This is a genomic window from Streptomyces sp. NPDC051555, from assembly GCF_044454405.1.
Lineage (GTDB): Bacteria > Actinomycetota > Actinomycetes > Streptomycetales > Streptomycetaceae > Streptomyces.
This window is the reverse complement of the sequence record NZ_JBITDP010000011.1, coordinates 251,972-265,218: the sequence shown is the minus strand read 5'-3', so window position 1 is coordinate 265,218 and position 13,247 is coordinate 251,972. Positions and strand designations below refer to the sequence as shown.

Below are 13,247 nucleotides of genomic sequence, written 5' to 3'. Positions count from 1 at the left end.
CCACCGTCACATGACGGGGAAGCGAGTCGACTTGCCGAGAACATCAGGCGCCCTGGAAACCGAGGGCACCGTCACCGAGTGCCTGCGCAACGCCACCTTCAGGGTGGAGCTCGAAAACGGGCACAAGGTCCTCGCCCACATCAGCGGAAAGATCCGGAAGAACTACATCAAGATCCTTCCGTTCGACCGGGTGATCGTGGAACTGAGCCCTTACGACCTCACCCGCGGGCGCATCCTCTACCGCTACAGGTAGCAGCCGCAGGCGGCCGGGCTCCGACGGTGACGCACCGTCGGAGCCCGGCTCCCGCGCGCCGGGCCGGGGACGGAGCACCGGCGCCACGGGGTCGTCCGGGTCAGACCTCCGAGGTGGCGGGCTGCTCTGAGCGCGGGCGCGGGCCCAGCCGCACCGGCACCCTCGGCGTCCTCCGCGTACTGGGACACGGGCGCGCCCCAACCGATACGTCACCGACAAACCGGGCCCGTACCGTTCGGACGTATCGCCGCAGCCACCATCACAGCCACAGCTGGACGGCTGTCGCTGCGCCACTCCCACCCCACGACGCTCCGAAGGCCGACACGCGCATGCCCGTACCCACCCGCCTCCCGTCCCACCGGCTCCTGTTCGCAGCCGTCGCCGTCACCGGGCTCGCCCTGGTGACCGCTTGCGGCGGACCCGCGGACGCCGCCCGCCCCCCGGCCGTCGCCCACCCCGCCGCCATCTCCCCCCAGGTCGATACGGAGCGCACCACGCGCGTCACCTACGACCTGGGCGACACCGCCTACGCCCCGCCCGGTCTGGACGGGCAGCTCACGGAGCTGAGGGCCGCGGTCACCTACCCGCGCGAGCTGGGCACCGGGAAGCACCCCTTGGTGGTGATGCTCCACGGGTGGGCGGACACGTGTCAGGCGGGTGACAAGCCCGTACGCCCGTACGCCTGGCCGTGCGGCGGGGACGCCCGGCCGGTCGACAACTACCTGGGCTACTCCTACCTCGCCGACGCCCTGGCCGAGAAGGGCTACGTCGTGGTGTCGGTGTCGGCCAACGGCATCCAGGCCCACGAGACGAAGCGGGGCGACGTCGCGCGCGCCGGCCTGCTCGACGAGCACTTGCGGATGTGGCAGCAGCTCTCCGAGGGCAAGGGCCCCCTGCGGGCACTCGGTCAGCTGGCCGGCCGGGTGGACCCGGACCGCGCCGGCACCCTGGGGCATTCGCGCGGTGGTGGCGGCGTCCTGTCGGAGGTCCTGGACAGCCACGCCCGGGTACCGGGGGTGAACATCAGGGCCACGATGGCGTTCGCGCCCGCCATGAACGGCATCGACGCCGCGAAGGAGCGCATCAGCCGCGTGCCCCTCACCGTGGTCGCCGGAACCTGTGACGCCATGTGGGACGACAGCAAGATCCCCCTCGCGATGGCGGCCGGCAACCCGAACGCCCGGCACGTCGAGCTGAAGGGCGGCAACCACAACTACTTCAACACCGTCTGGACCCCCGGCAGCGGGCCGGCCTTCGCCACGGACGACGTCGCCGTGGAGCACCGCGACCTCGCCGGCGGCCGGTGCAGGAGCACCAACGGAACCGGCGACCCCGTGCGGCTGGGGCCCGCGGAGCAACGCCGGGCCGCGATCGACGCGGCGACCGCGTTCTTCGACGCCCACCTGAAGTAGCGGGTGGCTCAGCCGGTGGTCCGGAGGGTGACGTGGGGGGCCAGGGCGGCCAGGAAGTCGGGGGCGTCGAAGACCTGGCCGGCGGAGGCGACGCCCGTGGTGCGGACGCGGCCGGTCAGCACCCGGTCGAGGGCCTCGACGACGAGGGGCGCGGTGACCGCGTAGATGTCCCGGCCCTCGGCGACGACGCGGCGCTCGACGCCGTTCGCGCGGACGACGGCGTCCACGAGGAAGGTCTGGTCGGAACGGCCGAGCTCGTCGGTGGCGGCGGGGGCCGGGGTGTCGGGCGAGGCGATGTCCCGGGCGGCCTCGGCGAGCATGTGGGTGTGGACGTCACGGATGGCGAGGTGGTCGGTGACGGTGACGACGTCGGCCATCGTGAACTCGGTGATGACGGGACGGGGGCCCATCGGGGCGGGGAACGGCCACTCCACGGTGGGCGGGGTGTCCGTGCGGTACTGCCACGCGCCGTCGGCGTAGCGCAGGCGACGGTCGCCCCGGCGTTCGCGCGAGACGCTGCCGGACAGGCGCGTTCCGGCGGTGGGGTGCCAGTGGCTGAGGCCGTAGGCGATGTGCGCCTCGTCGGCCCGCGTCCAGTCGCCCATGGCGGTGGTGACGAGCAGGTCGCCGAGGCCGCCGAAGAAGGCCATGGCGGGGACGACGACGGCCCCGGCCTCACGGGCGCGGTCGGCGTAGTGGGCGAAGGTGTCGAGGTTGGCCTCCAGCTCGGCGGCGACGTCCAGGTAGGGGATGCCGGCCCGCAGGGCGGCCTCGATGACGGGGCCCGTGGTCGAGGCGAAGGGTCCGGCGCAGTTGATGACCGCGGCGGCGCCGCTCAGGGCGAGGTCCAGCGCGGCGGGATCGTCGACCGTGGCGGGGCTGGACCGCAGACCGGTGTCGGCGGCCTGGGCGTCGAGCTTCTCGCGGTCGCGGCCGGAGAGGACCGGAACGTATCCGCGGGCGAGCAGCTCCGCGACCACGAACCTGCCGGTGTGCCCGTAGGCGCCGTAGACCGTGATGGTGCTGCCCGTCGGGGCGTTGCCCTCGCCGGCGCTGCCCGCAGTGCTGTGGCCCGTGTTGGCGCTGCCCGTCGTGATGCCGTTCATGAGACCGCTCCCCTGGTGCGTTCGACGCCCTGCGCGATCCCCGTGTTCGCGGGGCCGGTCCGGGCTGTTGTGATCATCCTGTCGGCACGGGCGGGGGGCGCGTGAGTGGCGGAAACGACGCGCCCCGTACAGTTTCGGACATGCACCACGTCGCGTTGGCCGTCACGGACGGCATGCTCCACTTCGAACTGGCCCTGGCCTGCGAGGTCTTCGGATCGGACCTGACGCACCTGGTGGACCCGTGGTACCGGTTCACCCTGTGCGGGCCGGGGCCCGTGACGGTCGGCCGGTTCCGGATGGAACCCGACGCCGGTCTGGACGCGCTGACGACGGCGGACACCGTGATCGTGCCGGGCTGGGCTGACGTGGATCAGGACCCGCCGGCCGAGCTCGTCGACGCGGTGCGCGCCGCGCACGAGGCCGGCGCTCGGGTGGCTTCCCTGTGCACGGGTGCGTTCGTCCTGGCGGCGGCGGGGCTGTTGGACGGGTGGCGGGCCACCACGCATTGGGCGCACACGAGCGAGTTGGCACGGCGCCATCCCCGGGTCACGGTGGACCCCGACGTGCTCTACGTCGACAACGGCAGCGTGCTGACCTCCGCGGGGAAGGCCGCCGCGATGGACCTGTGCCTGCACCTGGTGCGCCTGGACCACGGAACCAGGGTGGCGAACGTCGTCGCGCGGCGCCTGGTGGTGCCGCCGCACCGCGAAGGCGGGCAGGCCCAGTTCGTCACCACGCCCGTGCCCGAGCCGGGCAACCATCCGCTGGCCGAGCTGCTGCCGTGGGTCCTCCAGCGCCTCGACGAACCCCTGACCGTGGAGCACCTCGCGCAGCGGGCCGGCATGAGCTCCCGCCACCTGGCCCGCCACTTCAAGGCGGTCACCGGAACCACTCCGCTCCAGTGGCTGCTGACCCAACGGATCCGGCACGCGCAGGAGTTGCTGGAGGGGACGGACGCCACCGTGGACACGATCGCCGCGGCCACCGGCATGGGCACCGCGACCACCCTGCGCCGCCACTTCAGCCGCACCGTCGGAGTCCCGCCCGACACCTACCGACGCACTTTCCGCAGCTACGAGACCCCCCGACCGACACTGACCGACACCGACGGACGCTGACCGCCGGTGACGGCCCCCGCCCCGAGCGGGGAGGGGGCCGACGACGCCTAGGGCGTGTCCGACGGGAAGGGCGGCGGGAGCGCGTCCTCCTCCCGGAGTATCGTGATCAGGCCGATGCCGTCGTCGTCCGGCGCCGGGTCGGCGGCGCCGTGGTCCGGGACCGGGGCGCCGGTCAGGTCGCCGTCCGACTTCTCGATCAGGAAGCGCTCGCGGTAGGCGTCGCGTGCCGAGACGGCGACGCGATCGATGAGCAGGTAGCTGAGGCCCGCGCCGACGGCCATGCCGGCGACCGGCACGAACTGCCCGAGCTTCTTCTTCGGGAGCTGCTGCGCGAACTTCGCCGCGAAGCGCTGGACGATCCTGGTGAGGACCTTCTCGTTCAGCTTCGTCCACGGAGCGTTGCGCACGAGCAGTTGGGTGAGCTGGGAGAGTTCGGCGTATGCGGCCGCCTTCGCCGACGTGCCCGTGGACATGCCGAGGGCGATCACGGACATCACGAAGACCTCCTCTTCGGGATCGTTCGGGTCGTAGCCGTAGTAGAGGGCCGTCGAGGCGACCACCCGTGTGGCGAGGGCGAGCATCATGGCGGTGTCCGCGGCCATCGCGCCGGCCACGGTGCCGATTCCGGGTGCGGCGCCCGCGCCCGCGCCGGCGATCGTTCCCACGCCGGCGAGCACCTCGCCGCCCGTCACGGCCGCGGCCGATCCCAGGCCCGTCGCCGCCGCCGAGAGCGCGTGCCCGTACCGCACCGCGTTGTGCCGCGCGACCTCGTCGACGACCTCCAGGTCGAGCTCGCGTATCCCGCCCAGCCCGCCGGTCTCATGCCCGGCCCGCCGGTACTGCTCGACCACGCGCTTCTTGCTCACGGTCCGGCTCGCGGTGCCGCTCACGGCCTTGCCGAGGCCCCTCGCCGCCCCGCCGTACGCGGCCACCACCTTGTCGGCGCCCGGGGCGTTGCGCGCCTTCTGGCCCAGTGCGGCGAGGCGGTCACGGGCCTGTCGCGGAAGGAGGTTCCTCGCCTGCTTGTCGAGGGAGGCCTCCTTCCGCTTCTGGAGCCGGTCCCACTCCCGTTGTTCGTAAGCGGAGAGAGTCATGTGGTCGCCTCGGTATCGAAGTGCTCGGAAACAGTTCCGCGCGGTCGCGGCCACGGGTCGGCGCCGCTGGACGGGGAACTCCTCGCAGGACACTACGTGTTCGAGGCGGGGCGCGGCGCGATACCGGCCAACAGCCGGACCGTCGCCGGGTCACCGGCGGCCGGCCGTGGTGCAGGGCGTTGCCGACGAGGTTGGCGAGGACCACGTCGATCCGGCGGGTGTCGATCCGCACGGGCAGCGGCCCGGGCAGGTCGACGACGATCCGGGGATCCCCCTGCCAGCCGCGCAGCCGCGGGGTGGTGGCCAGTGCGGTGCGCAGGTCGGTCTCCTCGGCGTGCGGTTCGGCGCGGCCCGAGTCGAAGCGCGCCACCTCCATCAGGTCCTCGACGGTACGGGCAAGCCGCCGGGTCTCGGAGGCGACGAGGGAGGCCGCGTCGGCCGAGTGCCGCGTCGTCGCGCTGGAGTTGGGCGGCCATGGCGTTGAAGGTGGCAGTGAGCCCGGCCAGTTCGTCGTTGCCGGTGACGTCGAGCCGGGTGTCGAGGCGCCCCTCCGCGACCTGCTGGGCGCCGCGGCGCAGACGGCGTACGGGCAGCAGGACCCGACCACGCGGGTCTGCGGCTGCCCGGCTGGGCCCGGACCCCGTGTCCGGTCGCCCTGTCCGTCGCGGTGGCGGCGCTCTCGAAGCGCTTCCTGGAGGACCCGGTCCGCTACCGCGCCCGCTGGGCGCACGGCCGCAGCGGGCCCTCGCCGTGGTGGCCACCCTGGCCGCACTCACCGCCCTGTGGCTGGCGCTCCCCCTCCTGTCTCCCGCCGCCTCGGGCACGCATCCGGGCCCGACGGTGGACGTCACCCAACTCGGCGCCCGGGCTGGGGGCTAGGTGCCCGGTCCTGTCACCGGAAGAGTTCACCGTGTCACGGACCGGTCACAAGGCCCCCACCGCGGCTCCGTCCCGGCGAACATGGCGCAATGCGTACACAGCACACCATCGCCCTGCTCACGGCGGCCGCCGCCCTCGCCCTCACGGCCTGCGGTCCGCAGGGCGGGGCGGGCTCGGACAAGCCCGCCGGCGCGAGCACGGCGCCTTCCGCGCCGCCCGCGTCCACGCGCCACACGCCGGCGCCGAAGGCCTCGGCCGCTCTTCCCCTCCTCGTCGGCAAGGGACTGCAAACGGCCCAGGACGAGGCCCAGGCCGCCGGGTTCTACCACCTGAAGTCCCACGACGCGCTCGGTCGCGACCGGCTCCAGGCCCTCGATCGGAACTGGAAGGTGTGTTCGCAGACCCCCGCCGCCGGCGCGGGAATCGACACGGGCACGACCGTCGACTTCGGCGCGGTCAAGCTCGAAGAGACCTGCCCCGCCACCGACGCACCGGCCCCGAAGCCCGCCGGGGACACCATGCCGAACTTCGTCGGCACGGGTATGAAGGCCGTGCGCGCCGCCCTGCCCGCCAACGCGAGCATCACCGTGAAGGACGCGGTGCAGAGCCGCATGGTCCTTCAGGAGTCGAACTGGAAGGTGTGCGCCCAGGACCCGAAGCCAGGAGCCGCCCTCACCGGCCGGCCCGTCGCCTTCACTGTGGCCAAGACCGACGAGACCTGCCCCTGAGAACGGGCCCCGACGGTCCGGGTGTTGGGGAGCCGGGGATCCGGGGAGTCAGGACGTCGGGGGCGTCGGGGGCGTCCACTTCTGCTGGGCGGCGCCGGTGCAGGTCCACAGTTGCAGCCGGGTCCCGTTGGCGGCGTTTCCGCCCGTGACGTCGAGGCACTTGTTCGCCTGCGGGTTGACGATGTCGCGGGCCCCGGACACCGACCAGCGTTGGGCGCCGGTCCCGTTGCAGTCGTAGAGCTGCACCGGGGTGCCGTCGGCGGTGCCCCCGCTCGCGACGTCGAGGCACTTGCCGAGCGCCCGTACGGTGCCGTCGGCGGCGAGGGTCCAGCGCTGGGCGCCGGTGCCGTTGCAGTCGTAGAGCTGGACCGGGGTGCCGTTGGCCGGGTTGGCTCCGGCCACGTCGACGCACTTGCCGGCGAGACCGCTGATCTGGCCGCTACGCCCGTCGGATCCGCCGTCGTAGGAGGTGACGCGGACGTGGTCGACCACCAGCTGTTGCGGGAAGGCCGTGCCGCCGTCGGGGTCGCCCGGCCAGTAGCCGCCGACCGCGAGGTTGAGGATCAGGAAGAACGGCTTGTTGAAGGCCCAGCTGTGGCCGCCCAGGTCGGCGGGGGTCCGCCGCTGGTAGACGGTGCCGTCGACGGACCACGTGACCGCGTCGGGGGCCCAGTCGACGGCGAAGGTGTGGAAGGCGTCGGCGAAGGCCTGGCCGGCGGGGAGGGAGTAGGCCGCCCCGATGCCGCCGGAGCCGGAGTAGCCCGGTCCGTGGAGGGTGCCGTGCACGGTCGACGGTTCGAAGCCGACGTTCTCCATCACGTCGATCTCACCGGAGTTCGGCCAGCCGACCTGGCCGATGTCGTCGCCGAGCATCCAGAAGGCCGGCCACATGCCCTGGCCCCGCGGCACCTTGAGCCTCGCCTCGACGTGTCCGTACTTCTGGGTGAAGCGGCCCGCGGTGTTCAGCCGGGCCGACGTGTACGCGCAGCGGCCGTACCAGCAGGCGTAGTCGGAGGGGTTCTCGCGACGGGCGGTGATGACCAGGTGGCCCTGTCCGTCGAGGGCCGCGTTGCGGTTGCCCGCCGTGTAGTACTGCCGCTCGTGGTTGTTGACGTTGTCCCCGGTCTCGACCTGCCACTTGCCCGGGTCGACGGCGGCGCCGGCGGGTCCGTCGAAGTCGTCCGAGAAGGTCACGGCCGCGGCGGCCGTCGGCGTGGGGGCCGGGTTGCCGCTGGCCGGGGCGGTCAGGCCGCCCCAGCAGACGAGGGCGAGGGCGCATAAGAGCGCGCGTCGGTGCCAGGTGGGGTGCACGGTCATCACATCGTTTCGGCGTGGGGGGTGGGGCGGAACGGACTTGCCATGACATGGGCATGCCACGGCATACGACAGCCCGCCGCCAGGGAGTGAACGCGGAACCGGGCCGTCCGGGACCCTTCGTTCACTACTTGATTCAAGGTGCAGGCCACGACGGCGTCAAGATGCCTGCACCGTCCGTGCCGACCGGCCGGGCCATGCGTGGCGGTCGGGCTACGCGGGGCGGTCAGGGCGGACGCGGCGGTAGAACGCGATGTCCCGACCGCTGACCACGACGATGTCACCGGAATCGGCCAGTCCGAGGTGGTCCACGGTGTCGAGGAAGATCGCTTCCACCGAGGATCCGCCGTGCAGGCCCCACACCCGCACCATCCCGTCCCGCCCTCCGGTGACGGCCACCGACCTGCCGTCCAACACCCCGCACACCACCGCGGACGCCCCACCGACGTGGGCGTTGACGGACTCGCCGACGGATTCCCTGGCGTCCAGGTCCCACATCTGAACCGTCCCGTCCTGCGCGGTGGCGATCGCCATCGGCCGACCGTCCACCACCACGCACGCCACCGCGTGCACCATGCCGTGCTGTCCGGGCAGGAGTCCGCCGCCGTGCTCACCGTCCAACAGGTCCCACACCCGGACCGTCTCGTCCCAACCGCTGGTGACCGCGATCAGCCTGCTGCCCACGACGACGCACGCCACGGCGGCCACCCCGCCGACATGGCCCGTCAGGGGTTCACCCACGGGTTCCCCCCGGTCCAGGTCCCACAGCCGCACCGTCCCGTCCAGCCCGCTCGTGACCGCCACCGGTCGGCCGTCCACCACCGCGCACGCCGCCGCGTACACCTCACCGACATGGCCGATCAGCTGGCGAGCGTGCCGTGGGACGGAGTCCAGGTCCCACACCCGCACGTAGCCGTGCTGCCCGCAGGTGACGGCCATCGCCCGACCGTCCACCACCACGCACGCCACCGCGTTCACCTCACCGAAGTGGCCGAAGAGCGGGTCGCCGAGCGGCCGTCCGGTGCCCGCGTCCCACAGCCGCACCACGCCGTCCACACCCCCGGTGACGACGGTCGGCCGACCGTTCACCACCACGCACTCCACCTCGGACACTCCTCCGGGGTGTGTCGGGAGCTGCACGCGGGACGGCACGATCCGCGGGTTCCAGACCCGCACCGTCCCGTCCTGTCCCCCGGTGACGACCACGGGCTGGCCCTCCACCTCCGCGCAGACCACCCCGTACACCTCGTTGGTGTGGCCGGCGAGCGGTTCGCGGACGAGTCGCCCGGTGCGCAGGTCCCACACCCGCACCGTCCCGTCCCAACCGCCGGTGACGGCCACCGGCGTGCCGTCCACCTCCGCGCACGCCACCGCGTGGACCACATTGGTGTGGCCGGTGAGCGGACCGCTGGTGGGGCGGCCGGTTCGCAGGTCCCACATCCTGACCGTCCCGTCCCAACTCCCGCTGACGGCGATCGGCCGGCCGTCCACGACCGCGCACGCCACCGCGTGCACTTCGCTGTCCTGGCCGGCGATCCGCCCGCCGCCGACGGACCGGCCGCTGCGCAGGTCCCACAGCCGTACGGTCCCGTCCTGTCCGCCGGTGACCGCGATCGGTCGGCCGTCCACCACCGCGCACGCCACCGCGTTCACCGCCGAGGCGTGGCCGGTGAGGGGCTTGCCGACCGGTCGGCCGGTGCGCAGGTCCCACACCCGCACCGTCCCGTCCCAACTCCCGCTGACGGCTACCGGTCGGCCGTCCGCCTCCGCGCACGCCAGCGCGTGCACCTGGCTGGCGTGTCCGGTAAGGGGTTCTCCGACGGGCTGCCCGGTGCGCACGTCCCACACCCGTACGGTCGCGTCCCAACCGCTGGTGACGGCCACGGGGCGGCCGTCCACCACCGTGCACGCCACCGCGGCCACCCCGCCCGCATGGCCGGTGAGGGGTTCCCCTACGGGCGCTCCGGTGCGCAGGTCCCACAGCCGTACGGTCCCTTCCTGCCCGGTGCTGACGGCCACCGCCCGTCCGTCCACCACCGTGCACGCCACCGCCAGCGTCACGTTGTGCCCGATCAGGGCGTCCTGCTGCGCGGTGCTGAAGCGGCTTCCGCTGGCCCAGGAGGGCGCCCAGGTGCCGCCGGGGAGTTGCTTGACGAGTCTTTGGTGGAGGGAGCGGGCGCCGGCGCGAGCGGCGTCGAGCGCGAGGACCTGGCGCCGCTGCGCGGGTTCGAGCGGGAGGTGCAGGTGCAGGTGGGCGCGGTAGACGGCCGCGTGGAGGCGGGGGACGTCCTGCACGACGCGGCGCAGGTGCGGGGTGAGCCCCCGGGGCGCGACGTGGACGAGGTACTCCGGGTCCTCGACCAGGGCGTCGAGCAGGTCCGCTTCCGCGGCGTGGTGCGCGAGGTGGTGGAGCGCGTAGGGGTGGGCGCGGCCCCAGTCGCGGGTCGCGTCGGCCCGGTGGGGGACGCGGTCGCTCAGGACGCGGGTGTAGGCCGCGTGGATGCGGGTCGCGTCCGTGTCGTGGCGCAGGTGTTCGGCCATGGCCTCGTGGTAGAGGCGGTAGGCGGAGCGGCCGTTCTCCACGGCCTCCACCACGTACGACCCGGCCGCGCGGCGCAGCCACAGCAGGTCCTGATCGGTGTAGGGACGGCCGGCGATCTCACTCGCGAGGGAAGCCCATACGTCCTCCCAGGGCAGGCCTTGGCCCTGTGCCCACGCCAGCGGCCGCAGCAGGTCGGTGGCTCGCCGGGCATCGGGCCCGAGCCGCCGCTCCAGGTCCTGGCGCATGGCGTCGGTGGCGTGCCGGGGCAGGCCGGCGCGCCAGCGCCGTCCCGTGTCGGACGGGATCGTGGGGGCCGCGGCGAGGGTGAAGGCGGCGAGGCGCGCGACGAGGAACGACCGGTCCGCGGCCGTGGCCACGGCCTCCGCGACGGGCAGGACGCGCTCGGGCCGCTCGCGATAGGGGGAGCTCTGGTGCGAGCCGAGCAGGATCCGGGCGGCGTAGGCGGTGACGGCCTCGCGGTCGGCGTACCGGGGGGCGTCGAGGTCGACCGTGTCCTCGGCGGGGATGCCCAGGCGGTCCAGGAGGTAGGGGCGGGTGCCGAGCAACAGCCGGATCCGGCCCCGGGAGTGCGCGATGAGTGGGCGCAGGACGCTGGTGCACAGGGTGTCGGGGGTCGCGGCCTCGTCGAGGGCGTCGATCAGGACGGTCAGCGGTCGCCGGCGCCCGTCCAGGGCGTCGAGCAGCCCTCCGACGGTGGTGGCGTGGACGCGGGCCGCCGCGCCCAGGGCGTGCAGGACGTCGGTGTCGGTGAGGCGTTGGGCGTAGATCGCGGTGTCGAGGGCGCCCGGGCCGATGAGGTCGGCGGGAATCTGCAGGGCGCTGGTGGGGACGGTCCTGCGGTGTTCGGGGTGGGACAGGGCCGCCACCACGCCGAGCACGGCGGTCTTGCCCGAGCCGGGTCCCGCGGTCACCACGCGGGCGGCCGAGGCGGCGGGGCCCGGTGGCTCCTTCAGCCACCTGCCGATCGCCGCCAGCGCGGCGTGCCGGCCGCTGAACCACCACTGTGGGTTGGCGTCCTGGTGGCGGGCGCCGGAGTGGTGCCCCATGGCGCGGACCAGGAGGCGGGCCGTGAGCTCGGTCTCCCGCAGCCGGTCCTGCTCGTCGAAGGAGGCGGCCTGCTGGAGGGCGAGGTCGACGTCGTTGAGGCGGACGTCGTGGCGCGGGTTGGGGAAGAAGGCCGGGGGCTCGCCGTCGAGACCGGCCAGGGTGACCCCGATCCGCTGGTGCTCGGGCCGCTTCTTCGAGTCGTTGACGTGCTGGACGACGGCGTTCACCGAAAGGGTCCCGGGAGCGTGGCCCGCGACGGACAGGTCCGTCACCGCGTCCCGCAGCAGCGTCGGGAAGAGGGCGGCCACGGCCTGCTGGTGCGGCTGGGCGGAGGAGATCACCACCAGCCCGGACCCCGGGGCGCGGCTCCAGCCCGACTCGACGCGGTTCAGTGCGGCGGCGGCGAGCTGGTTGCCGCCCTTGGCGCTGTAGCAGGCGTCCAGCATCAGCATGACGCGTCGCACCCGGGTGTCCTGGAGCATCGCGCGGGCGAGGTCCGTGGTGCGCAGCGAGGTGTAGGACTTGCGGTTCGGGTCGGTGTCCGTGGTCAGCAGGACGTGCTCGCCGCCCGCGTCGAGGATGTCCCCGTGGAGGGACAGGTATACGGCGAGGAGGTCGTCCGCGCGGCGGTCGGCCGCGCAGCAGAAATCGTTGAGGGCGTCGGTGAGCTGCTGCTTCGTGGGGTTCAGCGGGAGCGCGTCGTAGTGCTGGTAGCCGAGGGTCTCGGTGAACAGTTCCACGATCCCGGCCCGGGCCTCGACGAGGCCGGGCCGGTTCCAGACCGGGTTCTTCGGGTAGTCGGCCACGACGGCGGCGATCAGGAAGCGGCGTCCCGGCCCGCCCGGGGCCGCGTCGCTCACGCGAGGGCCTCGGCGACGGCCCTCCCGCACAGGGCATCGGTGAGGTAGGCGGTGGCGTCGTGGGCGTGCGCCCCGGTTTCGAGGAGCCCGGTGCGCAGTTCGTCGCCGAAGCCCGGCCGCAGGTCCTTCACCAGCGCGACGACGTCACCGTGCCCCGCAAGGTTCGTCCAGGTCAGGGCCTTCCCACCGGGCCAGCTTCCGCGGGCCCGCGTGCGCGGGCCGGTCGGTGCGGGGTCGAGCCGGTCGAAGACCAGGTTCCTGATGCCGAGCGGCGAACCGATCGTGACCAGGGCCCGCACGCCGTGGCCGGGCAGGGCGCACAGGGCCTCGTAGGCGACGACCGAGCCCAGCGAGTGGGCGACCACGACCCGGGTGTCCGGACCGATCGCGCCGATCACGCGCCGGCGGACCGCGCCCCGTACGGCCGGATCGGTGAGGTAGGCGCGTACCTGCTTGAGGTCGGCGACCATGTGCCGCAGTGCGATGTCAGCGAAGAACCGCGACCCGGACAGCGCGCGCAGTGCGGCCTGCACGGAGCCGGGCGTGGCGAGGAGGGTGTCCTGCGCGTCCGGCGGCACGACGCCCGGGTCGCTCTGCGCCGCCGCCCGCCACCACGCGCCCAACAGCTCCTGTTCGAAGGGGTCGTCGACGTCCTCGGCGGTGTACGGCAGGTCGTCGACGGAGAGCATCCGGCCGGACGGCCGGAACAGGTCCCCGTAGAAGGCCATCGCCACCTCCGACGCGTCCAGCGTTCCGCCCGCGTCGACCCGGCGCAGACCGTCGCCCAGCGCCGGCCACCAGGCCGAGAGCAACAGCGCCTCTCCCTGGACCTGTTGACCGATTCCGTGCACGCACACCACTCGGGCCATTCGA

General features: G+C 73.5%; 10 protein-coding genes. 4 read left to right on the top strand and 6 right to left on the bottom strand.

Features of this window, described 5'->3' with window-relative positions; all coding sequences use genetic code 11:
- Positions 1 to 10 precede the first annotated feature (10 nt).
- Positions 11 to 253 carry a translation initiation factor IF-1 gene (gene infA / locus ACIBEA_RS23380; protein ID WP_399263887.1) on the top strand — a complete coding sequence of 81 codons (243 nt, stop codon included), beginning with the start codon at positions 11 to 13 and terminating at the stop codon, positions 251 to 253.
- Between the two features lie 329 nt (positions 254 to 582).
- Positions 583 to 1,665, top strand: a complete 1,083-nt coding sequence (locus ACIBEA_RS23375) for an alpha/beta hydrolase family protein (protein ID WP_399263886.1) — start codon at positions 583 to 585, stop codon at positions 1,663 to 1,665.
- An 8-nt stretch (positions 1,666 to 1,673) separates the two neighbouring features.
- On the opposite strand, the gene ACIBEA_RS23370 is transcribed toward ACIBEA_RS23375, so the two are convergent.
- Positions 1,674 to 2,771, bottom strand: a complete 1,098-nt coding sequence (locus tag ACIBEA_RS23370) for a saccharopine dehydrogenase family protein (protein ID WP_399263884.1) — start codon at positions 2,769 to 2,771, stop codon at positions 1,674 to 1,676.
- 140 nt (positions 2,772 to 2,911) lie between these two features.
- Here ACIBEA_RS23370 and ACIBEA_RS23365 point away from each other — a divergent pair, with 140 nt between their 5' ends.
- Positions 2,912 to 3,889 (top strand): helix-turn-helix domain-containing protein, encoded by a 978-nt coding sequence (locus ACIBEA_RS23365; RefSeq protein ID WP_399263882.1) that lies wholly within the window; start codon positions 2,912 to 2,914, stop codon positions 3,887 to 3,889.
- 47 nt (positions 3,890 to 3,936) lie between these two features.
- On the opposite strand, the gene ACIBEA_RS23360 is transcribed toward ACIBEA_RS23365, so the two are convergent.
- Both ACIBEA_RS23360 and ACIBEA_RS23355 read right to left on the bottom strand, forming a co-directional pair.
- On the bottom strand, positions 3,937 to 4,983 hold the full coding sequence (locus ACIBEA_RS23360) for an EcsC family protein (protein ID WP_399263880.1): 1,047 nt from the start codon (positions 4,981 to 4,983) through the stop codon (positions 3,937 to 3,939).
- Positions 4,984 to 5,075: 92 nt separating this feature from the next.
- On the bottom strand, positions 5,076 to 5,744 hold the full coding sequence (locus ACIBEA_RS23355) for a HAMP domain-containing protein (RefSeq protein WP_399263975.1): 669 nt from the start codon (positions 5,742 to 5,744) through the stop codon (positions 5,076 to 5,078).
- Between the two features lie 207 nt (positions 5,745 to 5,951).
- Here ACIBEA_RS23355 and ACIBEA_RS23350 point away from each other — a divergent pair, with 207 nt between their 5' ends.
- Positions 5,952 to 6,590, top strand: a complete 639-nt coding sequence (locus ACIBEA_RS23350; RefSeq protein WP_399263878.1) for a hypothetical protein — start codon at positions 5,952 to 5,954, stop codon at positions 6,588 to 6,590.
- 48 nt (positions 6,591 to 6,638) lie between these two features.
- Here ACIBEA_RS23350 and ACIBEA_RS23345 read toward each other — a convergent pair whose 3' ends face one another.
- The 3 genes from ACIBEA_RS23345 to ACIBEA_RS23335 all read right to left on the bottom strand — a co-directional run bounded on the left by ACIBEA_RS23345 (position 6,639) and on the right by ACIBEA_RS23335 (position 13,243).
- Complete coding sequence (locus ACIBEA_RS23345) at positions 6,639 to 7,907, bottom strand: lectin (protein WP_399263876.1); 1,269 nt, start codon at positions 7,905 to 7,907, stop codon at positions 6,639 to 6,641.
- A 210-nt stretch (positions 7,908 to 8,117) separates the two neighbouring features.
- Positions 8,118 to 12,374, bottom strand: coding sequence for a caspase family protein (locus ACIBEA_RS23340; protein WP_399263874.1), 4,257 nt, complete (start codon positions 12,372 to 12,374; stop codon positions 8,118 to 8,120).
- Positions 12,371 to 13,243, bottom strand: coding sequence for a hypothetical protein (locus ACIBEA_RS23335; RefSeq protein ID WP_399263872.1), 873 nt, complete (start codon positions 13,241 to 13,243; stop codon positions 12,371 to 12,373). Before ACIBEA_RS23335 ends, ACIBEA_RS23340 begins: the two co-directional genes overlap by 4 nt.
- Between the last annotated feature and the right edge of the window lie 4 nt (positions 13,244 to 13,247).